The sequence below is a fragment of the Methylobacterium sp. NPDC080182 genome, assembly GCF_050281105.1.
In the GTDB taxonomy this organism is placed as follows: domain Bacteria; phylum Pseudomonadota; class Alphaproteobacteria; order Rhizobiales; family Beijerinckiaceae; genus Methylobacterium.
Genome location: NZ_JBNNWO010000004.1, coordinates 240,583 through 259,380, shown reverse-complemented (window position 1 = coordinate 259,380; position 18,798 = coordinate 240,583). Strand labels below are relative to the sequence as shown.

Genomic DNA, 18,798 nt, shown 5'->3' with positions numbered 1-18,798 from the left:
CGGGACCAGAGGATGGGGTGACGCGTGCGGCGAGGGGCTGAGCAGACCGAAGGGCACGGCCCGGCTGGCTCGACGTCCGGGACGGCCTGATGGCGCAGCTGTTCACCCCCGGCGCCGACGCGCTCTACCGCCTCGCGCTGATGACCGGCGTGGCCTGCCTGGTGGGCGTCCCGGTCCTGGCGGCCGGGATCGTGCGCTCGAACTACGTCACGGGCGTCGGGATCGCGCCGGCCCAGCCGCTGCCGTTCAGCCACAAGCACCATTCCGGCGAGCTCGGCATCCAGTGCCGCTACTGCCACACCACGGTCGACCGGGAGGCCACCGCCGGCATCCCGCCGACGCACACCTGCATGACCTGCCACTCGCAGATCTGGACCGGCTCCGAGATGCTCAAGCCGGTGCGCGACAGCTACGCGCAGGACAAGCCGCTGGAATGGAAGCGGCTGAACAAGCTGCCGCAATACGTCTACTACAACCACTCCGTCCACGTGACGAAGGGGATCGGCTGCTCGACCTGCCACGGCGACGTCACGTCGATGCAGATGACCTACCGGGCCAACGCTTTCGAGATGCAGTTCTGCCTCGATTGCCACCGGGCCCCGGAGAAGTACGTCCGCACGCCGGATCAGGTCTGGAACATGACCTGGAAGCCGCCGGCCGATCAGGCGAGTCTGGGCCCGAAGCTCGTGGCCCAGTACCATATCCGCGGCGGGGAGCGGCTGACCGAATGCGGGATCTGCCACCGATGACCGGCGCCCCCGACATCGCGGCCCTGCGCGAAAAACTCGCCGGCGGCGACGGACCGCGCTTCTGGCGCAGCCTCGACGCCGTGGCCGACAGCCCCGAGTTCCGCGCCTACCTGGCGGCCGAGTTCCCGTCGGCGTCCCGGCTCGCCGCCGCCCCGGAGCGGCGCGGCTTCCTGAAGCTCATGGCCGCCTCCTTCGCGCTGGGCGGCCTCACGGCCTGCGGCGGGGGCAGCGGCCGCGACTACGAGGTGCCCTACGTCAACCAGCCCGAGCGGATCGTGCCCGGCACGGACCTGTCCTACGCCTCCTCGGCGGTGTTCGACGGCTTCGGCAACGGCGTCCTGGTCACCACCCGCAACGGCCGCCCCCTGAAGATCGAGGGCAACCCCGAGCATCCCTGGAGCCGCGGCGGCACCGACGTGCTGGCCCAGGCCTCGGTCCTCGGGCTCTACGACCCGTTCCGCTCCCAGGCGGTGCAGCATCTCGGGCGGCCGAGCTCCTGGCCGGCGTTCCGGGCGGATCTCCAGGCGCGGATGCCGGGCTGGCGCGAGAGCCGGGGCGAGGGTCTCGCCCTGCTCACCGGCCCGGTGACGTCACCCGGCGTGGCGGCCCAGATCGCGCGGCTGCGGGCCGCCTACCCGGCTCTGCGCTGGTACACCGGCGCCGGGGCCGGCCGCGGCGGGATCTACGAGGGCGCCCGCCAGGCCTACGGCCGGCCGCTGGAGACCATCCCGGATTTCGGCCGCGCCCGCACCATCGTGGCGCTGGACGGCGATTTCCTGGACCTCGGGCCCGGCCAGGTCGGCCTGGCGCGGCGATGGAGCGAAGCGCGGCGCGTGGCCTACGCGGAGGGGCGCCTCCTCACCCTCCACGCGGCGGCGCCGACGCCGACGCTGACCAGCGCCAAGGCGGATTACGGTCTCGCGGTCCCGGCCGGCCGGCTGGAGGACCTCGCCCGGGACCTCCTCGCCCTGGCCGCGGGCGGCGCGGCGCCGATGGGCGACGACCCCGTCGCGCGCTGGACGCGGGGCGCCGGCACGGCGCTCATCGAGGCCCGGGGAAGCGGCATCGTCACCGCCGGCCTGACCGCGAGCCCGGAACTGCACGCGCTGGTCCACCGCCTCAACGGCGCCCTCGGCAACACCGGGGCGACCCTGGTCCACAGGGCGCCCGCGGAGGAGACGGGCGCCGGGACCCTGGCAGAGCTCGCGGAGGCCATGGATCAGGGTGCCGTCAAGGCGCTCGTCGTGCTCGGCGCCAACCCGGTCTACGAGGCGCCGGGCGCCCTCGACTTTGCCGCCCGGATGGCGCGCGTCCCGCTCAAGATCCACGCGGGACTCTACTACGACGAGACCGGCGCGCACGCCGACTGGCACCTGCCCGCCGCCCACCCGCTGGAATCCTGGGGCGACATCCGGTCCCTCGACGGGACCGTGGGGCTGATCCAGCCGACCGTCGCGCCCCTCTACAACGGTCGGACGCCCTCGGAGATGCTGGCCTTCCTGGCCGGCGGCGAGGGCGGGGAGAGCGGCCAGGACGCCCTCGACCTCCTCAAGGCGGGCGGGCGCAGCGCCGGCGAGGACGACGCGGCCTTCGAGGCCCGCTTCACCGAGGCCCTGCGCCTCGGCTTCTGGGCGGGCAGCGCGCGCCCGGCCGAGACCGTCGCGCTGACGCAGGCGGCGGCCCCCGCGGTCGCTCCATCTCCCGCGTCCGCCGGCGAGGTCGAGGTGCTGTTCCGGCCCGATCCGACGATCTGGGACGGCACCCACGCCGACCTCGCGTGGCTGCAGGAACTCCCGAAGCCCCTGACCAAGGTGGTCTGGGAGAACGTGGTCGCGGTGAGCCCGCGCCTCGCCGAGCGCGCGGGGATCGCGACGGGCGACATCCTGCGGGTCGAGGCCGGCGGCCGCGCGGTCGAGGGGCCGGCCTGGATCCTGCCCGGCCAGGCCGACGACACCGTCACCCTCACCCTGGGCTACGGCCGCGACGTGCCGGACCACCTCGCCCGCGGCCTCGGCTACGATTCCGCGCCCCTGCGCCCGGCCGGTTCGGCCTGGCGCCTCGTCGGCGCCCGGCTGACGAAGACCGGCCGCGTGCGCAAGCCGGTGACCACCCAGCACCTCGGCACGATGGAGGGGCAGGACCTCGTGCGCGTCCAGGCGCTCGGCGCCGCGCCCGCGGGCGACCCGAAGGGTGCGCCGACCCCCGCCTCGTTCTACCCGCCCCCTGAGAGCCAGGACCGCTGGGTCGCCGCGCAGTGGGGCATGGCCATCGACCTCGACGCCTGCATCGGCTGCAACGCCTGCGTCACCGCCTGCCAGGCGGAGAACAACATCCCCGTGGTCGGGCGCGAGGAGGTCGCGCTCGGCCGCTGGATGGGCTGGCTGCGGGTCGACCGCTACTACGCGGGCGGCCTCGACGCCCCGACCACGCATTTCCAGCCGGTACCCTGCATGCATTGCGAGCAGGCGCCCTGCGAGCTCGGCTGCCCCGTCGAGGCGACGCTCCACGACAGCGAGGGCCTGAACCTGCAGGTCTACAACCGCTGCGTCGGCACCCGGACCTGCCAGAGCTACTGCCCCTACAAGGTCCGGCGCTTCAACTACCGCGACTATACCGGCGGCACGACCCCGGTGGAGCAGCAGCAGCGCAACCCCGAGGTCACGGTCCGGTCCCGCGGCGTGATGGAGAAGTGCACCTACTGCATCCAGCGGATCACGGCGGCGCGGATCACCTCGGCCAAGGACGCCCACGCGCCGATCCCCGACGGGAGCGTCGAGACCGCCTGCCAGGGCGCCTGCCCGACCCGGGCGATCACCTTCGGCAACGTCGCCGACCCGGGGAGCCAGGTCTCGGCCGCCCGCCGGGACCCGCGGGAATACGCGCTCCTCGGGCATCTCAACACGCGGCCGCGCACCACCTACCTCGCCGGGCTCGCCCCGGCCGCCGATCCCAACGGACGGGAGGGCTGAGCATGTCCGGCGCCCTGATCCGGCCCGACGCGACCCTCGAGGACATCGGCGGCGCGGTCGTGGAGATCCCGCTGACGCATCCCGGTAACCGCCGCTGGTGGATCGCCTTCGCGGGGGCGGCCTCGCTCCTCGGCCTGTTCGTCCTCACCCTCGGCTACCTGCTCTACGCCGGCCCCGGCATCTGGGCGAACAACAACGCCGTCGTCTGGGCGCTGGACATCGCGAGCTACGACTGGTGGATCGGCGTCGCCTCCGGCAGCCTGCTGGTCTCGGCGATCCTGCTCCTGCTCGGCGCGGAGTGGCGCGGAGCGGTGAACCGCGTCGCCGAGACCCTGGCGCTGCTCGCCACCGCGGCCGCCGGCCTCTACCCGATCATCCATCTCGGGCGGCCCTGGTTCTTCTTCTGGAACCTGCCCTACCCCAACACCTACGATCTCTGGCCGCAGTTCCGCTCGCCGCTCCTGTGGGACGCGATCGACATCGTGTCGTTCCTGGTGATCTGCGTCAGCCTCTGGTTCATCGGCCTGCTGCCGGACCTCGCGACGCTGCGCGACCGGGCCCACGTCGAGGCGCTCCGCCAGTTCGACGCGAAGGCGCCGACCCGCAAGCTCGCCCTCCTGCGCGCGCAGGTCTACGGCATCCTCGCCTCGGGCTGGCGCGGCTCGGCGGCCCACTGGCAGATCTGGGTCCAGGCCTACCGGACGGTGGCGCTCCTCGGCGTGCTGCTGGTGGTCTCGGTCCAGACCGGGGCCTCGGTCATGCTGGCGGGCTCGCTGATGCCCGGCTGGCACAGCACGCTGCTGCCGGTGAGCTTCCTGGTCAACGCGGTCTATTCGGGCGTCGGCGTCACGGCGGTGACCGTGATGCTGATCCGCCTCGTCTACGGCCTCGACGCCCTGGTGACGGACCGCCATCTCGACGTCCTCGGGCGGCTGCTGCTCTGCCTCGGCTGCGCCAGCGCCTACTGCTACGCGGCCGAGTACTTCGACACCTTCCTCAACGGCGACGCCGAGGGGCGCGGCGTCCTGGTCCGGCGCATGACCGGCGACCACGCCCTGGTGTCCTGGACGGCGGTCCTGTGCCTCGTCCTGCCCGCGCAGATCCTGTGGTCGGCCCGCGCCCGCACGGCGCCGCCGGCGATCGCGGCGGTGGGGCTGCTCGTGGCGATCGGTGCCTACGCCGACCACGTCATGGTCCTGGTCGTCACGCTGACGCAGGACTTCCTGCCCTCCTCGAGGCTGCCCTACACGACCGACATCTGGGGCATCGCCACCTTCGCGGGCTCGATCGGGCTGTTCCTGACCCTGCTGCTCCTGTTCCTGCGCTACCTGCCGGCCGTCTCGATCGTCGAGAGCCGCCGCCTCGCCCTGACGGCGTCGCCGGCCGCGCAGGAGGCCGCCCGCGCGGCCGCGTCCGGGGCCACGGGTCGCCCCGAGGAGAACCCGGTCACCGCGCCCCTGTGGGGCGTGTCCGCGACCTTCGCGAGCCAGGGCGACCTCGCCGCCGCCCTCCAGGCGGTCTCCGGGATCGGCCCGGACCACGTCCATCTCGACGGGCACGGACCGGTGCCGATGCCCCGCACCCTGCGGCCCCTGGGCCTGGAGGGGCGCTCGATCCTGCCCTACGCCCTGGCGGGCGCCCTGCTCGGCGGCTTCGGCTTCTTCGCACTGTGCATCTACGCCACGGCCTACGACTACGTGTTCCTGATCGGCGGCCGCCCGCGCCTGTCCTGGCCGTCCTTCGTGGTCCCGAGCGTCTCCTTCGCGATGATGGCCGGTTGCGTGGCGATCCACCTCGCGCTCCTCGTGCTCAACCGCCTGCCGCGCCTGAACCACCCGGCCTTCAACATCCCGGGCTTCCTGCGCGCCTCGGAGGACCGGTTCTTCCTCTCCGCCGAGGCGCGGGGCGACCGGTTCGACGCGGCGCGGATCGAGCGGCGGCTCGCCTCCCTGCCGGCCGAGGCCGGGCGCCCCCTCGAGATCCGGCGGATCCCGCGATGAGGCGCGCCGTCCGCCGCACCGCCCGCCGCGCCGGGCCACGCGCCCTCCTCGCCTGCCTGGCCCTCGCGCCGCTCGCCGCCTGCGGCGAGGCCGACATGGCCGATCAGGCCCGGGCCAAGACCTGGGACAAGAACCCGTTCTTCCCCCGCGAGATCACGATGCGCCAGCCGGTGGCCGGCACCGTGCCGCGGAGCGATCCGGCCCGCGCGGCGCCGCAGCCGCAGGCGATCAGCCGGGCGCTGCTCGACCAGGGCCGCGAGCGCTACGGGGTGTTCTGCACCCCCTGCCACGGGCAGGACGGCCGCGGCGCCGGGATGATCGTGGCCCGGGGCTTCCCGTCCGCCGGCGACCTCACCGCCGGGCCGGTGCGCGCGGCCTCCGCGTCCGACCTCTACGATGCCATCTCGAACGGCCGGAAGGCGATGTTCGGCATGGCCCAGATGATCCCCTCCGCCGACCGCTGGGCGATCGTCGCCTACGTCCGCGCCCTCCAGCTCAGCCAGGACGCCCCGGTGGCGCGCCTGCCCGAGGCGGATCGCGCGCGGCTGGAGGCGACGCGGTGAGGCGCCCCGCCCTGCTCGGCCTCGCCGGCCTCGTCCTCCTGGCCGTCTGCCTGATCGCGGGCGGCTGGCGCGGAGCCGCGGCCTCGTATCTCGCGGCGTGGCTGGTCCTCCTCGCCCTGCCGGTCGGCGCCCTGCCGGTGGTCATCGTGGCCGAGCGCTTCGGCAAGCGGGTCCGCGAGCGCGGCGGCATCGAGATGCTGGCGGGCCTGCGCCGGCTGACGGCTCTGATGCCGGTCGCGGCCGTGCTGGCGCTGCCGCTGCTGGCCGCCGCGCCGCTGCTCTATCCGTGGGTGAGCGCCCCGGCGCGCACGCCGCTGGCCGCCCTGTGGTTCACGGTGCCGTTCTTCGCGGTCCGGGTGATCGCCTACCTCGCGGCCTGGACCTGGCTGGCGCTGCGCTTCGCCAGGCCGTTCGACGCGCCCGGCGAGGGGCGGACCGTGCCGGCGGTGGGCCTGCACGCGGTCATTGGCACGCTGTTCGTCACCGACGTCGTCGCCTCCCTGGATCCGCGGCTCGACTCCACCCTCCTGGGTCTCCTGGTGATGACGGCGTGGAGCGGCCTCGCCTTCGCGGCGGCGATCCTGCTGGCCTGGGAGGAGCCGGAGCCCGTGGGTCGCGGCCGCACGGCCCCTGGCCGGGGCCGGCTCGTCCCCCTCGTCGTGCTCCTTGGCCTCTGGGCCTACATGCACTTCGTGCAGTTCCTGATCGTCTGGTCGGCCAACCTGCCGCCCGAGGTGGCTTGGTACCTCGCCCGCGGCGGCTGGGTCGGGCGGGCGCTGGCGATCGTGGCCGGCGCGGTCGTCGTGCTCGCCGGGCTCGCGACCCTGCGTCCCGGGCGCCCGACCACCCGGATCCTGGCCGGCGCGGCCCTCGCCGTCCACGCCCTGGAGATGTTCTGGCTGGTCACCCCGGCGGTGCGCGACCGCTTCGTCCTCCGGCCGAGCGACGTGCTGGCCGCCGGCGCCGTGGCCTGCCTCGCGGCCGCTTTGCGCCCGCTGATGCGTCCGCGCGCAGACCGCGCGGCCGCGACCGCCCGCCGCGCCGGGAGGCCGGCATGAGCGCGGACGGACCCACCGGCCTGATCCCGGCGATCCTCGCGGGGCTGGCCCTGCGCGGCAGCGGCCTCCTGAACGGGCGGCCGCCGCGCCCGGCGGCCAACACGCAGCGCCATCCCGACGATCCCGGGCACGAGACGCGCGACGTCAACGTCCGCAACACCGTGCTGGTGATGGCGGGCCTCGCGCTCGCGGCGCTGGCGGTCGTCGGCGCGATGGTCTGGCTGATGGGCACCTTCGCGGCGAGCCAGCGCCGGGCGCTGCCCGCCCTGACGCCGCAGCAGACGACGCGGCTGGCGCCGCCGCCGCCGAACCTGCAGGCCGACCCCTACGCCGACCTCGACCGCGAGCGGGCCGAGGCCGCGGCGCGCCTCTCCGGCTACGGCTACAGGGACGAGGCCCACACCCGCGCCCGCATCCCGATCGGGCGCGCCATGGACCTGACCGTCGGCCGCTCCCTCGAACCGGCGGAGCCCGCTGCGCGATGACGCCGAGCCACGATTCCCTCCAGCTCTGGCCCGCCGCGGTCTCCGCCACGGCGATCGAGACCGATTGGCTGATCCTGGCCTTCACGGTGCTGACGCTGCTGCTGACCGTGCCGGTCTTCGTGGCGATCACCTACTTCGCCCTGCGCTATCGCGAGGGCTCCGAGGCGGACCGGAGCCCCTCGGGCATCCGGTCGAACCTCATCGAGATCAGCTGGATGCTGATCCCGTTCCTGCTGACGCTGATCTTCTTCGTCTGGGGCGCCCGGCTGTTCGTCGAGTCGAAGAACCCGCCCCCCGACGCCATGGTGGTCGAGGTGATCGGCCGGCAGTGGATGTGGAAGTTCCAGCACCCGACGGGCCAGTCCGAGATCAACAACCTGCACCTGCCGATCGGCCAGCCGATCCGGCTGCACATCATCAGCCAGGACGTGATCCACGCCCTCTACCTGCCGGCCGTGCGGATGCAGGTGGCGGCCCTGCCCGACCGCTACACCGACCTGTGGTTCAAGGCCGAGAAGACCGGCACCTACCATCTCTACTGCTCGGAATATTGCGGCACCGACCATTCCGTGATGGGCGGCGAGGTCACCTTCATGAATCCCGGCGACTACCAGGACTGGCTGACCCACGCCGGCGCGCAGCAGGGCAAGGTCGCGGCGGGCCGGGCGCTCTACGAGGCCTATGGCTGCGCCGGCTGCCACGACCCCGGTTCGTCCGTGAAGGCGCCGAGCCTCGCGGGCCTCTACGGCAGCCAAGTCAAGCTCGCGGACGGGCGCACCGTCACCGCCGACGACGCGTGGCTGCGCGAGAAGATCCTGAACCCGAACGGTGACCGGCTCGCCGGCGGTGGCAAGCAGGTGATGCCGAGCTTCGCCGGCCGGATCCCGGCGGACGAGCTCGGCACGCTGATCGATTTCCTGAAATCCTACGCCGGTCCGGCCTCCGGCAAGGCCGCGGACGCGACGCTGCCGGGAGCGACACGATGAGCGCATCGGGCAGCGTCGGCGGCACCGCCCGCCGGGAACCCCACGCCCCGGAATCCACGATCGGGCGAAAATCCGACTACCTGCACGCGGAATCGACCCTGCGCTCGTGGTTCCTCACCACCGATCACAAGCGCATCGCGATCCTCTACCTCGCCTCGATCACCGGCTTCTTCGTGATCGGGGCCCTGGCGGCCGGCGTGGTGCGCCTCGCGCTCGTCGTGCCGAACGGCGCGATCATGACCAACGACACCTACAACAAGGCCTTCACCATCCACGGGGTGGTGATGGTCTGGTTCTTCCTGATCCCGTCGATCCCCGCGACCTTCGGCAACTTCCTGATCCCGCTGATGATCGGGGCCAAGGACCTCGCCTTCCCGAAGCTCAACCTGACGAGCTGGTACGTGTTCATGGCCGGCGCCCTGTTCACCCTGGTCTCGGTGGTGCTCGGCGGGGTCGACACCGGCTGGACCTTCTACGCGCCGCTCTCCACCGCCTTCTCGAACACCTGGGTGCTGCCGGCGCTGATCGGCGTCACGATCGTGGGCTTCTCGTCGATCCTGACCGGGCTCAATTTCGTGGTCACGATCCACACCATGCGGGCGCCCGGCATGACGTGGTTCAAGCTGCCGATCTTCGTCTGGTCGCACTACGCCACGAGCCTGATCTTCCTGCTGGCCACCCCCGTCATCACCACCGCGCTGATCCTGCTGATCGCGGAGCGTGCCTTCCATATCGGCGTGTTCGACCCGGCCTACGGCGGCGACCCGGTGCTGTTCCAGCACCTGTTCTGGTTCTACTCGCACCCGGCCGTCTACATCATGGTCCTGCCCGGCATGGGGGTGATCTCCGAGATCGTCCCGGCCTTCGCGCAGAAGAAGCTGTTCGGCTACCGCTTCGTCGCCTACGCCTCGATCGGGCTGGCCTCGGTGACCTTCTTCGTGTGGGGCCACCACATGTTCGTCAACGGCCAGAGCGACCTGGCCTCGCTGGTGTTCTCCGCCCTGTCCTTCGCGGTGGCGGTGCCCTCGGCCGTGAAGGTCTACAACTGGACGGCCACGATCCATAAGGGGGCGCTCCGGCTCGACACGCCGATGCTCTACGCGATGGGCTATATCGGCCTGTTCGTGCTCGGCGGGCTCACCGGCCTCTACCTCGCGACGCTCGCCATCAACCAGCACATCCACGCGACCTACTTCGTGGTCGCGCACTTCCACTACATCATGGTCGGCGGCACGGTGCTGGCCTTCCTCGGCGGCCTGCACTTCTGGTGGCCGAAATTCACCGGCCGGATGTACAGCGAGCCCTGGGGGAGGGTCTCGGCGCTGCTGATCTTCCTCGGCTTCAACGTGACCTTCTTCCCGCAGTTCATCCTCGGCTATCTGGGGATGCCGCGGCGCTACGCGACCTACCCGGCCGAGTTCCAGCTCCTGAACGTCCTGTCCTCGGCCGGCGCCACGATCCTGGCGGCGGGCTACCTCTTCCCGATGCTCTACCTCGTCTACTCCCTCTGGTTCGGGCGGAAGGCGCCCGCCAACCCGTGGAACGCGAAGGGGCTCGAGTGGGAGACGTCGTCCCCGCCGCCGACGCACAATTTCCTGTCCCCGCCGGAGGTGCCGCGCATCCCCTACGACTACCCGATCCAGGCCCAGGAAGCCCGGGACCAGCACGGATGAGCGAGCCCCTCGCCGACGGCGTCGGGGTCGCCCGCGCCCACCATTTCGAGAGCGTGGCGCAGCAGCGCGAAGCGGCGACGCTCGGCATCTGGGCGTGGCTGATCACCGAGTTGCTGCTGTTCGCGGCCCTGTTCCTGGTGGCGCTGATCACCCGGATCCAGCACCCCGAGGCGACGGTCGCGGCGGCCAAGCACCTGAAGTTCTGGATCGGGGCCATCAACACCGTGGTGCTGATCTGCTCCAGCCTGACCATGTCGATGGCGATCGAGTTCTCGCGCATGGGCTGGCAGCGCGCCATGGTCCGGGCGATGCTGGCGACCGCGGCTTTGGGCGGCCTGTTCCTCGTGCTCAAGGGCTACGAGTACTACGCCGACTGGGCCGAGCACATGATGCCGTTCCTCAGCGACAGGCCCTTCGCCCTCGCCGAGACGCCGGCGGCGCGGCTGTTCGTGAACCTCTACTACGTCGCGACGCTGCTCCACGCGCTGCACCTGTTCACCGGCATCACGCTCCTGCTCGGCATGACGTGGATGGCCGCCAGAGCCGGGTTCCTCGCCCGGCACCAGAACTGGATCGAGGTCTACGGCCTGTACTGGCACTTCATCGATCTGGTCTGGATCCTCGCCTTCCCGATCCTCTACGTGGTGAACCGGTAGGATGCGGAACCCCCTCGCGACCCTGAGCGCCGACGACCGCGCCCTGCTCCGGAAGCGCCTGCGCACGCCCGTCCTCACCTTCCTGGCGCTGCTCGCCCTGCTCGCCGTCAACGTGACGCTGGGCGCCACCCTCCCCTTCGCGCAGGTCTGGATCGTGGAGCTCGCGGTCGTCGCCGTGATGGTGGCGCTGATCCTCCTCGTCTCCATGGAGGTGATCCACGAGCCGCCGCTGATCCGGCTGTTCTCGGGGCTCGGCTTCTTCTGGGTCGCCATCATGGTCGGCATGACGCTGACCGACTATCTCGCCCGCTGACCCGCGCGAAAGCCGTTGTCGGGACGGCCGAACGCTCCTAAACGGAGCCGCTTCCCCGCATGGCCCGGCTGAAAGACGATGTGCGAACTGCTCGGCATGAGCGCCAACGTGCCGACCGACATCCGCTTCTCCTTCGCGGGCCTCGCCCGGCGCGGCGGCGAGACCGGGCCGCACGCCGACGGCTGGGGTATCAGCTTCTACGACGGCCGCACCTGCCGCAGCTTCCACGAGCCGGAGCCCAGCGCCCGCTCGCAGCTCGCCCGGCTCCTGCGCGACATGCCGATCAAGAGCCGGATCGTGGTCGCCCATGTCCGCAAGGCCAATCGCGGCCGGGTCAGCCTGGAGAACACCCACCCGTTCTCCCGGGAGTTGTGGGGCCGCCGCTGGACCTTCGCGCATAACGGTCAGCTCAAGGGCGTGAAGCGGCTGCCGCTGGGCGGCTTCATGCCGATCGGCTCCACCGACAGCGAGCACGCCTTCTGCTGGATGCTCGGCCGGCTCCAGGCCCGGTTCCGCGCCCTGCCCCGCCCCGAGACCCTCGACCGGGCGGTGGCCGACCTCGCGGGCGAGCTGCACGCGCTCGGCGTGTTCAACATGCTGCTCACCGACAGCCGCACCCTCTACGCCCATTGCGGCAAGCGCCTCTGCTACCTCACCCGCTGCGCGCCCTTCGGGAAGGCCACCCTGATCGACGAGGACTGGCAGGTGGATTTCGCCCAGGAGACCACCGAGCACGACGTGGTGACGGTCATCGCCACGCAGGCGCTGACCCGGGACGAGTGCTGGACCGATCTCGCCCGCGGCGACGTCCTGACCCTGCGCGACGGGGCGATCCGGCTGTTGAGACCGGCCAACTTAGCTTAAGTGTGTTTTGCCCGAGGGTGCATGGCCGCGGCCGATGCGCTAGAATCCCGGTAACAGGAGCGCATCGGCCGGACCTCACTACCGGTTCGAGCCGGCAAGCGCTCCGCCTCGACCCGCTCGGGACCACAGGTCGAGCCACGATGAGTTGACGAGCGCGATACGCATGACCCGCGACGACACCGACACCGTCCTGTCCCAGGAGGACGGGACTCGGGATGGCCGCCCGAACCTGGCGCCCGGCATCCGCACGCATCTCGGGGAGCACCTGCGCACGGTCTACGACCGGATCGGCGAGGAGACGCTGCCGTCCCGCTTCGCCGAGCTGATCGAGAAGCTCGAGGCGGCGCTGCGCGCCCGGGGCGAGGCGATCGAGCCCGAATTCCGCAACGGCCTGCTCGCGGCCGTGCCATCGCTGCGCGCCTTCGCGCTGTCGCTGACCTCGAACCCGGCCCGCTCGGACGACCTCGTCCAGGACACCCTGCTGAAGGGCTGGCAGCACCGCGCCCGGTTCCAGCCGGGGACGAACCTGAACGCGTGGCTGTTCACGATCCTGCGCAACATCTTCTACTCGGACCATCGCAAGCGGGTCCGCGAGGTCGAGGACCAGGACGGGTCCTACGCGGCCCGGCTCGCCACCGCGCCGCACCAGGGCGACAGGCTCGACGTCGAGGACCTGCAATCGGCGCTCGCCAAGCTGCCGCCGGACCAGCGCGAGGCGCTGGTGCTGGTCGGCGCCGAGGGCGTCTCCTACGAGGAGGCCGCGACGATCATGGGCTGCAAGGTCGGCACCGTGAAGAGCCGCGTCAGCCGCGCCCGCGGCCGCCTCGCGGAGCTCCTGGGCTACGACGAGGAGGATCTCGGCTCCGACCGGTTCATCCAGTCGGCGATGCCCAAGGACGCGTAGGCGCCCGGGCCGCCACGGTCCGGCGGTCCACAAAAAAAGATGCATCCGATTCCGGGGATCGGGCGTTACCGGCCCGAGCTTCGCTGCGCCAGCGCGGCGAAACACCACGGAACGGAGACGCACCGCATGACCTTCAAGACCCTCATCGCCGCCTCGGCCCTCGCCCTGTCGCTGCCGCTGGCCGCGCAGGCCCAGGGCACCATCCCGGGCGCTGAGCGCGGCGCGGCCGCGGGTGCCGACGCGGCCGGCCCGATCGGCGGCATCGTCGGCGGCGCGGTCGGCGCGGCCACCGGCACGGTGGGCGGCATCCTCGGCGTCGACATGGCCCCACGCTTCCGCAGCTACGTCCGCGAGCGCAACGTCCGCTCGTACGACTACGACGGCCGCGTCGCCGTCGGCACGACCCTGCCGAACTCGGGCGTGACCTACTACGACGTGCCGAGCGAGTACCGCGTGCAGCCGGGCTACCGCTACACCGTGGTGAACGACCGCCCGGTGCTGGTCGACCGCGGTCACCGCATCGTCGAGGTCATCGACTAAGGCCCTGGGCCGGTCTCGTGCCGGCCCGAACGCCCCCGGAGCTTGGCTCCGGGGGCATTCCCGCAGACGCGGCCGCCGGCGCAACGCTTCATCCGTCCGGCCGTTGAGGAACGGTTCGACCCGTGAGGCGATCATGAGCGACAATTCCGCCGATCCGAAATCCACGCTCCCCGAGCCGGTGCGCGATCATCTCGGCCAGCAGCTGCGCAGCGTCCTGCCGGTCGGGACCGACAAGCCGCGCTTCCTGGGCGACGACCCGGTGCCCGACGCGTTCGAGCCGCAGATCCGCAGGCTCGAGACCCGCCTGAAGACCCACGAGGAGGGCACCGGCGCCGTCGGGCAGGCCCTCGACCAGATCCTCGACGCCTTCGGGGTGAAGCCGCGGGACGACGACACGCGCGCGGGCTGAGCCGTCAGACGCGCGGCTTCGTCGCCAGCAGGTCGCGGATCTCGGAGAGCAGCTTCACGTCGGCCGGCACCTCGTCGGGCTTCTTGACCTCGGCGTGCTGCAGACGATTCATCGCCCGGATCACCAGGAACAGCACGAAGGCGACGATGGCGAAGTTGAGCGTCAGCGTCAGGAACTGGCCGTAGCCGAGGACCGCGCCCTGCTTCTTCGCGTCCACGTAGGGCAGGCCGGCCTGCACCTTGGACGAGAGCGGGATGTAGTAGTTCGAGAAATCGAGCCCGCCGGTGATCGCGCCGATCACCGGCATGAAGATGTCCTGCACGGCCGAATTGACGATGGCCCCGAAGGCCGCGCCGATGATCACGCCGACCGCGAGATCGACCACGTTCCCGCGCAGCGCGAACTTCTTGAATTCCTCGAGCATCTCCGGAACCCCCTCCACGAACGCTGCCAAGGTAGGGGAGAATCCCGCGGCGGCCAGCGCCCGGTCCGGCTAGACGGCCGGCGGCCGCGCCTCCGCGCCGCTCTCGGGCTGCGCGTCCGCCCCGGCGGCGGGCCGCTCCCCGGCCGGGAGCGCCGGCTCCGCCTTGAGCCGCCGGCGATACTGGGCGGCGACGACCGGGATGGTCAGCAGGTAGCCGCCGCTCACCGCCACCAGGGCCTCGAACGGGTAGCTGATCAGGATGCCGAAAGCCGCGACGCCGAACAGGAAGATCGGCAGGACGAGGCTGCGCGGCACCCGTTTGCCCATGGTCTTGCCCGAGTAGGTCGGGACCGTGGAGACCACCAGGAGGGCGATGCACAGCACGTAGATCAGGACCGCCGGCGCCGCCCAGGTCTCGATGCCGAAGCCCAGGAAGTGCAGGTAGAGCGGCAGCATCGCGGTGAGCGCCCCCGCGGGGGCCGGCATGCCGACGAAGAAGTCCTTCTTCCATTCCGGCCGGTTCGGGTCGTCCAGCATCGCGTTGAAGCGGGCGAGGCGGAGCGCCATGGCGATGGCGAAGATCAGCGCCACGATCCAGCCCACCGACTTCAGATGGAACAGCACGAAGCCGTAGAGGATCAGGGCCGGGGCGCAGCCGAAATTCACGAAGTCGGCGAGCGAGTCGAGCTCCGCGCCGAAGCGCGACGTGCCCTTGAGCAGCCGCGCCACCCGCCCGTCGATGCCGTCGAGCACGCCGGCCACCACCACGGCGATGACGGCGGGCTCGAACTTGCCCTCGAAGGCGAGCCGGATCGCCGTCAGCCCGAGGCAGAGCGCCATCAGGGTGATCATGTTGGGCGCGATCATCCGGAACGGCACCGGCTTGAACCGGCGCGGCCGCGGCTCGTTCGGGTCGGGCGCGAAGGGCGGGAAGAGATCGTCCATGGCCGCCTCAGATCCGCTTGAACAGCCGCTCCGGGCCGCCGCCGAGATCGGCCAGCACCGTCTCGCCGGCCACGGCCTTCTGGCCGAGGCCGACCAGCACGGTCGAGCCGGCCGGCAGGTACACGTCCACCCGCGAGCCGAAGCGGATCAGGCCGAACCGCTCGCCGACGCCGAGCACGTCGCCCGCCGCGACGAAGCCGACGATGCGCCGGGCCACGAGGCCGGCGATCTGCACCACGCCGACCCGCTTCGGCTGGCCGGCATGGGTCGTCTCGATGACCATGCCGTTGCGCTCGTTGTCGTCGCTGGCCTTGTCGAGCTCGGCGTTGAGGAACAGGCCCGGCGTGTAGTGGATCTGGCCGATCCGGCCCGCCACCGGCACCCGGTTCACGTGGCAGTCGAACACGTTCATGAACACGGAGACCCGCAGGGTCGGCACCTGCGGCAGGTCGAGCTCGGGCGGCGGCAGGACGGTGGCGATGAGGTTCACGCGCCCGTCGGCGGGCGAGATCACGAGCCCGTCCGCCACCGGGGTGACGCGCTCCGGATCGCGGAAGAAGTAGCAGACCCAGAGGGTGAGGATCAGGAAGATCCAGCCGAAGAACTGGGAGAAGTAGCCGGCCAGCACCGTCAGCACGATGCCGATCAGGATGAAGGGATAGCCCTCCTTGTGGATCGGCACGAGCGTCCGGCGGATCGTCTCGATCAGGTCGGTCATGGGCTCTTCGGACTCGAGGATGTCGCGGGCGGGCGGACGTGTCGGACGGGCGGATGGCAGTCCGCCGGGCCGCCGTCAACTTTCCAGGGGTCGCGGGTCGCCGCGGGCCTGGGCGCCCGCTCCGGCCGGGGGGCGCTCCGGCGCCGATTCGGGCGCGAAACGCCGAGGCTCGCGGACACGCGTGATCGTCCCCGCGCGCCGACTGGCGCCGGGGGCATGGCCCGGGAGGCGAGCACGAGGGACGCGGGACGCCGCGGGAACCCAGGTGTCGGCCAAGTACGCGCGGGATCCGATCCCCGCGGCGCCCCGCGGCATCGACCGGGCATGGTCCCCGGCCGGTGCCGTCTGTCTCGTCGCGACGTCTCCGACGTCCCGGTCCTGCGACTCCCCGTGAGCGGTCTCTGTCGAGGTGCGTGCACGCCGTACTCGCACGCCGTGCCCGCACCTCCGGAACCCGCATCGGCGCCGTGGCCTTCCAGCCGTTCCCCGCCTCGTAGTGGGCGGGTCCGCAGGTCGCTCAGGGTCGGCCCAGAGGCGGGTCGGCGCGGGGGCATTTCCTCACCCCGCCGGGCACAGTGCCGCCCGGTCTCACGCCCGCGTCCGAGGCACGCCCCGCACCGGTCCGTCGCCCGGGGCGATGGCGGCTGAGAGCCACCGACGCGGGCGCCGCCCCGTCCCCGGACCCGCACGGTCAGCCACCGGGCGGGCCCCCGAAGGACGCCCCGGGATCGCTCCCGGGCCGCCGCGGACAGGTGCGGTCAGGAAGCACAAAATAGGAACATTGTCAAGGTAAACTGAGCCGCGCGCCCCGGTCGACGCCCCTCTCCGTCCTCGCGAGCGCAGCGAAGCGACCCAGGGCGGCGCGACGTCATTGAGCGGGGCGCGCCCCTGGCCCGCTCCGCTCCGCTCGCGAGGACGGCGGAACCGATCCCATGACCCGGAAACAATATGAGAGTCGGGCGCGGGTCCCTCTCCCGTGCGAGAGAGGGATCGCGTCGCGGCGCGGCTGTGCCGACCGGCAGACTCCTGTCTCCCGGGCCTTTGCAACACGATCGGGAACGCACCGTCGGCGAATCCGGGTTCCGAGCTCGCCTGCGGCGCCCCGGAATGACGGGGCGGAGGCGGGCGACCGGTCAGTCCGCCCGCCGGAGGCGGCTCGCGAAGAAGCCGTCGAGGCCGCCTCGGGCGCCTTCCAACTCCGGCAGGTGGCACGGCAGCGTGCGCAGGTCGCCGCGGTCGTCGATCAGCGCCGCGGCGCCGCCGACCTCCTCGGGCCCGACCGGCACCCGCGCGTAGCGGGGATCGCGGGCCAGGAACGCCGCCACCTGCGCTTCGCCCTCTTCCGGCTCCAGCGAGCAGGTGCAGTAGACGAGGAGGCCGCCCGGCCGCACCAGCCCGGCCGCGTGGTCGAGGAGCTTCGCCTGGAGCGCGGCGAGCCGCCCGATATCGGCCTCGGCCTTCGTCCAGGCCACGTCCGGATGGCGCCGGATCGTCCCGGTGGCCGAGCACGGCGCGTCGAGCAGCACGGCGTCGTGGTCCTGCGGCTCCAGCGCGAGGGCGTCGGCGACCACGACGTCGACGGCGAAGCCGAGCCGCGCGACGTTCTCGCGCAGGCGCTCCAGCCGCGGTGCGGACCGATCGACCGCCGTGACCCGGGCGCCGGTGGCGGCGAGCTGCAGGGTCTTGCCGCCGGGCGCCGCGCAGAGGTCGAGGACGCGGGTGCCGTCCCCCGGCGCCAGGAGCCGGGCCGGCAGCGCCGCGGCGGCGTCCTGGACCCACCACGCTCCCTCCTGGAAGCCCGGCAGCTCGGGGATGGCCGGGCCGTTCTCGGGCAGGCGCAGGGAGCCGGTCGGCAGGGTCACGGCGCCGAGCCGCGCGGCCCAATCGGCGGGCTCGCCCCGCGGGGTCAGGTCGATGGCGGCCCCCGCGAGGTGGGCGCGGGCGATCGCGGCCGCGCGCTCAGGCCCGTAGGCCGCGACCCAGCGGCGGGCGAGCCAGTCCGGGGTGTTGACCGCCAGGGCGTCGGCGTCCGCGGCCAGGATCGCGTCGCGCTCGCGGGCGACCCGGCGCAGCACCGCGTTGACGAGCCCGGCGAGATGGGCCGTGCGGGTATCCGCCTTGGCGAGCCGCACGGCGAGGTCGACCGCGGCGTGGTCGGGGACCGCGAGGTCGAGGATCTGGGCGGTCGCGGTGGCCAGCAGGGCCGTGAGCTGCGGCTTGGCCGCCGGGAGCCCGCGCTCGAGCCGCGCGGCCAGGGCGGCGCGGATCAGCCCGTAGCGGCGGAAGGTCGCCACCGCGATGGCCCGCGCCAGCCCGGCATCGGCCGGCGCCAGCGCCTCGGCGCGGATCGCCTGGGCGAGGGCGTCGTCGAGGGCGGGGGGGCGCTCCTGGCCGATCAGGGCCGCGACCGCCTGCATCGCCGCGCGGCGCGCGCCCAGTCCCGCGATGTCCGGACCGGTCCCGCCCGGTGCCGCTGCGTTCCGCGTGTTGCGGCCTGTGTCCCGCGATGCCACTTCTGCTCCAGATCCGACGTCTTCCCGAC

General features: G+C 72.4%; 18 protein-coding genes. 14 read left to right on the top strand and 4 right to left on the bottom strand.

What is annotated here, in order from left to right; translation table 11 throughout:
• Nucleotides 1-89 precede the first annotated feature (89 nt).
• From ACQKQD_RS09850 to ACQKQD_RS09785, 14 genes are all read left to right on the top strand, one after another.
• Nucleotides 90-749, top strand: a complete 660-nt coding sequence (locus ACQKQD_RS09850) for a cytochrome c3 family protein (protein WP_020092384.1) — start codon at nucleotides 90-92, stop codon at nucleotides 747-749.
• Nucleotides 746-3,718, top strand: coding sequence for a TAT-variant-translocated molybdopterin oxidoreductase (locus tag ACQKQD_RS09845; protein ID WP_427508217.1), 2,973 nt, complete (start codon nucleotides 746-748; stop codon nucleotides 3,716-3,718). The genes ACQKQD_RS09850 and ACQKQD_RS09845 overlap by 4 nt, the downstream gene beginning before the upstream one ends.
• Nucleotides 3,719-3,720: 2 nt before the next feature.
• On the top strand, nucleotides 3,721-5,718 hold the full coding sequence (locus ACQKQD_RS09840; RefSeq protein WP_427508216.1) for a quinol:electron acceptor oxidoreductase subunit ActD: 1,998 nt from the start codon (nucleotides 3,721-3,723) through the stop codon (nucleotides 5,716-5,718).
• Nucleotides 5,715-6,281 carry a c-type cytochrome gene (locus ACQKQD_RS09835; RefSeq protein WP_427508215.1) on the top strand — a complete coding sequence of 189 codons (567 nt, stop codon included), beginning with the start codon at nucleotides 5,715-5,717 and terminating at the stop codon, nucleotides 6,279-6,281. Before ACQKQD_RS09840 ends, ACQKQD_RS09835 begins: the two co-directional genes overlap by 4 nt.
• A complete protein-coding gene (locus tag ACQKQD_RS09830; RefSeq protein WP_091927237.1) occupies nucleotides 6,278-7,339 on the top strand; it encodes a hypothetical protein in 1,062 nt (353 codons plus the stop codon). The genes ACQKQD_RS09835 and ACQKQD_RS09830 overlap by 4 nt, the downstream gene beginning before the upstream one ends.
• Entirely contained in the window at nucleotides 7,336-7,824 is a 489-nt protein-coding gene (locus ACQKQD_RS09825; RefSeq protein WP_427508214.1) for a hypothetical protein, read from the top strand. Before ACQKQD_RS09830 ends, ACQKQD_RS09825 begins: the two co-directional genes overlap by 4 nt.
• Entirely contained in the window at nucleotides 7,821-8,810 is a 990-nt protein-coding gene (coxB, locus tag ACQKQD_RS09820; protein ID WP_020092378.1) for a cytochrome c oxidase subunit II, read from the top strand. The genes ACQKQD_RS09825 and coxB overlap by 4 nt, the downstream gene beginning before the upstream one ends.
• A complete protein-coding gene (locus ACQKQD_RS09815) occupies nucleotides 8,807-10,483 on the top strand; it encodes a cytochrome c oxidase subunit I (RefSeq protein ID WP_056523416.1) in 1,677 nt (558 codons plus the stop codon). The genes coxB and ACQKQD_RS09815 overlap by 4 nt, the downstream gene beginning before the upstream one ends.
• Nucleotides 10,480-11,139 carry a cytochrome c oxidase subunit 3 gene (locus ACQKQD_RS09810; RefSeq protein ID WP_427508213.1) on the top strand — a complete coding sequence of 220 codons (660 nt, stop codon included), beginning with the start codon at nucleotides 10,480-10,482 and terminating at the stop codon, nucleotides 11,137-11,139. The genes ACQKQD_RS09815 and ACQKQD_RS09810 overlap by 4 nt, the downstream gene beginning before the upstream one ends.
• A gap of 1 nt (nucleotide 11,140) precedes the next feature.
• Nucleotides 11,141-11,452: a hypothetical protein gene (locus ACQKQD_RS09805; protein WP_020092375.1), complete on the top strand. Its 312-nt coding sequence runs from the start codon at nucleotides 11,141-11,143 to the stop codon at nucleotides 11,450-11,452.
• 78 nt (nucleotides 11,453-11,530) lie between these two features.
• Nucleotides 11,531-12,316, top strand: coding sequence for a class II glutamine amidotransferase (locus ACQKQD_RS09800; protein ID WP_020092374.1), 786 nt, complete (start codon nucleotides 11,531-11,533; stop codon nucleotides 12,314-12,316).
• Between the two features lie 163 nt (nucleotides 12,317-12,479).
• Nucleotides 12,480-13,220, top strand: a complete 741-nt coding sequence (locus ACQKQD_RS09795) for a NepR family anti-sigma factor (protein ID WP_020092373.1) — start codon at nucleotides 12,480-12,482, stop codon at nucleotides 13,218-13,220.
• 126 nt (nucleotides 13,221-13,346) lie between these two features.
• A complete protein-coding gene (locus tag ACQKQD_RS09790) occupies nucleotides 13,347-13,760 on the top strand; it encodes a DUF1236 domain-containing protein (protein ID WP_020092372.1) in 414 nt (137 codons plus the stop codon).
• Nucleotides 13,761-13,893: 133 nt separating this feature from the next.
• A complete protein-coding gene (locus tag ACQKQD_RS09785) occupies nucleotides 13,894-14,169 on the top strand; it encodes a hypothetical protein (protein ID WP_427508212.1) in 276 nt (91 codons plus the stop codon).
• 4 nt (nucleotides 14,170-14,173) lie between these two features.
• Here the strand turns inward: ACQKQD_RS09785 and mscL are convergent, their stop codons facing one another.
• The 4 genes from mscL to ACQKQD_RS09765 all read right to left on the bottom strand — a co-directional run bounded on the left by mscL (nucleotide 14,174) and on the right by ACQKQD_RS09765 (nucleotide 18,769).
• Nucleotides 14,174-14,593, bottom strand: coding sequence for a large conductance mechanosensitive channel protein MscL (mscL, locus tag ACQKQD_RS09780; RefSeq protein ID WP_020092370.1), 420 nt, complete (start codon nucleotides 14,591-14,593; stop codon nucleotides 14,174-14,176).
• Between the two features lie 69 nt (nucleotides 14,594-14,662).
• Nucleotides 14,663-15,538, bottom strand: a complete 876-nt coding sequence (locus tag ACQKQD_RS09775; protein ID WP_020092369.1) for a CDP-alcohol phosphatidyltransferase family protein — start codon at nucleotides 15,536-15,538, stop codon at nucleotides 14,663-14,665.
• A 7-nt stretch (nucleotides 15,539-15,545) separates the two neighbouring features.
• Complete coding sequence (locus tag ACQKQD_RS09770; RefSeq protein ID WP_020092368.1) at nucleotides 15,546-16,256, bottom strand: phosphatidylserine decarboxylase; 711 nt, start codon at nucleotides 16,254-16,256, stop codon at nucleotides 15,546-15,548.
• 1,133 nt (nucleotides 16,257-17,389) lie between these two features.
• Complete coding sequence (locus ACQKQD_RS09765) at nucleotides 17,390-18,769, bottom strand: RsmB/NOP family class I SAM-dependent RNA methyltransferase (RefSeq protein ID WP_427508211.1); 1,380 nt, start codon at nucleotides 18,767-18,769, stop codon at nucleotides 17,390-17,392.
• Between the last annotated feature and the right edge of the window lie 29 nt (nucleotides 18,770-18,798).

What these genes read in the sequence shown, in the direction of transcription:
- ACQKQD_RS09850 (WP_020092384.1), top strand. Translation starts at nt 90, where the DNA reads ATGGCGCAGCTGTTCACCCCCGGCGCCGACGCGCTCTACCGCCTCGCG.
- ACQKQD_RS09845 (WP_427508217.1), top strand. Translation starts at nt 746, where the DNA reads ATGACCGGCGCCCCCGACATCGCGGCCCTGCGCGAAAAACTCGCCGGC.
- ACQKQD_RS09840 (WP_427508216.1), top strand. Translation starts at nt 3,721, where the DNA reads ATGTCCGGCGCCCTGATCCGGCCCGACGCGACCCTCGAGGACATCGGC.
- ACQKQD_RS09835 (WP_427508215.1), top strand. Translation starts at nt 5,715, where the DNA reads ATGAGGCGCGCCGTCCGCCGCACCGCCCGCCGCGCCGGGCCACGCGCC.
- ACQKQD_RS09825 (WP_427508214.1), top strand. Translation starts at nt 7,336, where the DNA reads ATGAGCGCGGACGGACCCACCGGCCTGATCCCGGCGATCCTCGCGGGG.
- coxB (WP_020092378.1), top strand. Translation starts at nt 7,821, where the DNA reads ATGACGCCGAGCCACGATTCCCTCCAGCTCTGGCCCGCCGCGGTCTCC.
- ACQKQD_RS09815 (WP_056523416.1), top strand. Translation starts at nt 8,807, where the DNA reads ATGAGCGCATCGGGCAGCGTCGGCGGCACCGCCCGCCGGGAACCCCAC.
- ACQKQD_RS09810 (WP_427508213.1), top strand. Translation starts at nt 10,480, where the DNA reads ATGAGCGAGCCCCTCGCCGACGGCGTCGGGGTCGCCCGCGCCCACCAT.
- ACQKQD_RS09805 (WP_020092375.1), top strand. Translation starts at nt 11,141, where the DNA reads ATGCGGAACCCCCTCGCGACCCTGAGCGCCGACGACCGCGCCCTGCTC.
- ACQKQD_RS09800 (WP_020092374.1), top strand. Translation starts at nt 11,531, where the DNA reads ATGTGCGAACTGCTCGGCATGAGCGCCAACGTGCCGACCGACATCCGC.
- ACQKQD_RS09795 (WP_020092373.1), top strand. Translation starts at nt 12,480, where the DNA reads ATGACCCGCGACGACACCGACACCGTCCTGTCCCAGGAGGACGGGACT.
- ACQKQD_RS09790 (WP_020092372.1), top strand. Translation starts at nt 13,347, where the DNA reads ATGACCTTCAAGACCCTCATCGCCGCCTCGGCCCTCGCCCTGTCGCTG.
- ACQKQD_RS09785 (WP_427508212.1), top strand. Translation starts at nt 13,894, where the DNA reads ATGAGCGACAATTCCGCCGATCCGAAATCCACGCTCCCCGAGCCGGTG.
- mscL (WP_020092370.1), bottom strand. Translation starts at nt 14,593, where the DNA reads ATGCTCGAGGAATTCAAGAAGTTCGCGCTGCGCGGGAACGTGGTCGAT.
- ACQKQD_RS09775 (WP_020092369.1), bottom strand. Translation starts at nt 15,538, where the DNA reads ATGGACGATCTCTTCCCGCCCTTCGCGCCCGACCCGAACGAGCCGCGG.
- ACQKQD_RS09770 (WP_020092368.1), bottom strand. Translation starts at nt 16,256, where the DNA reads ATGACCGACCTGATCGAGACGATCCGCCGGACGCTCGTGCCGATCCAC.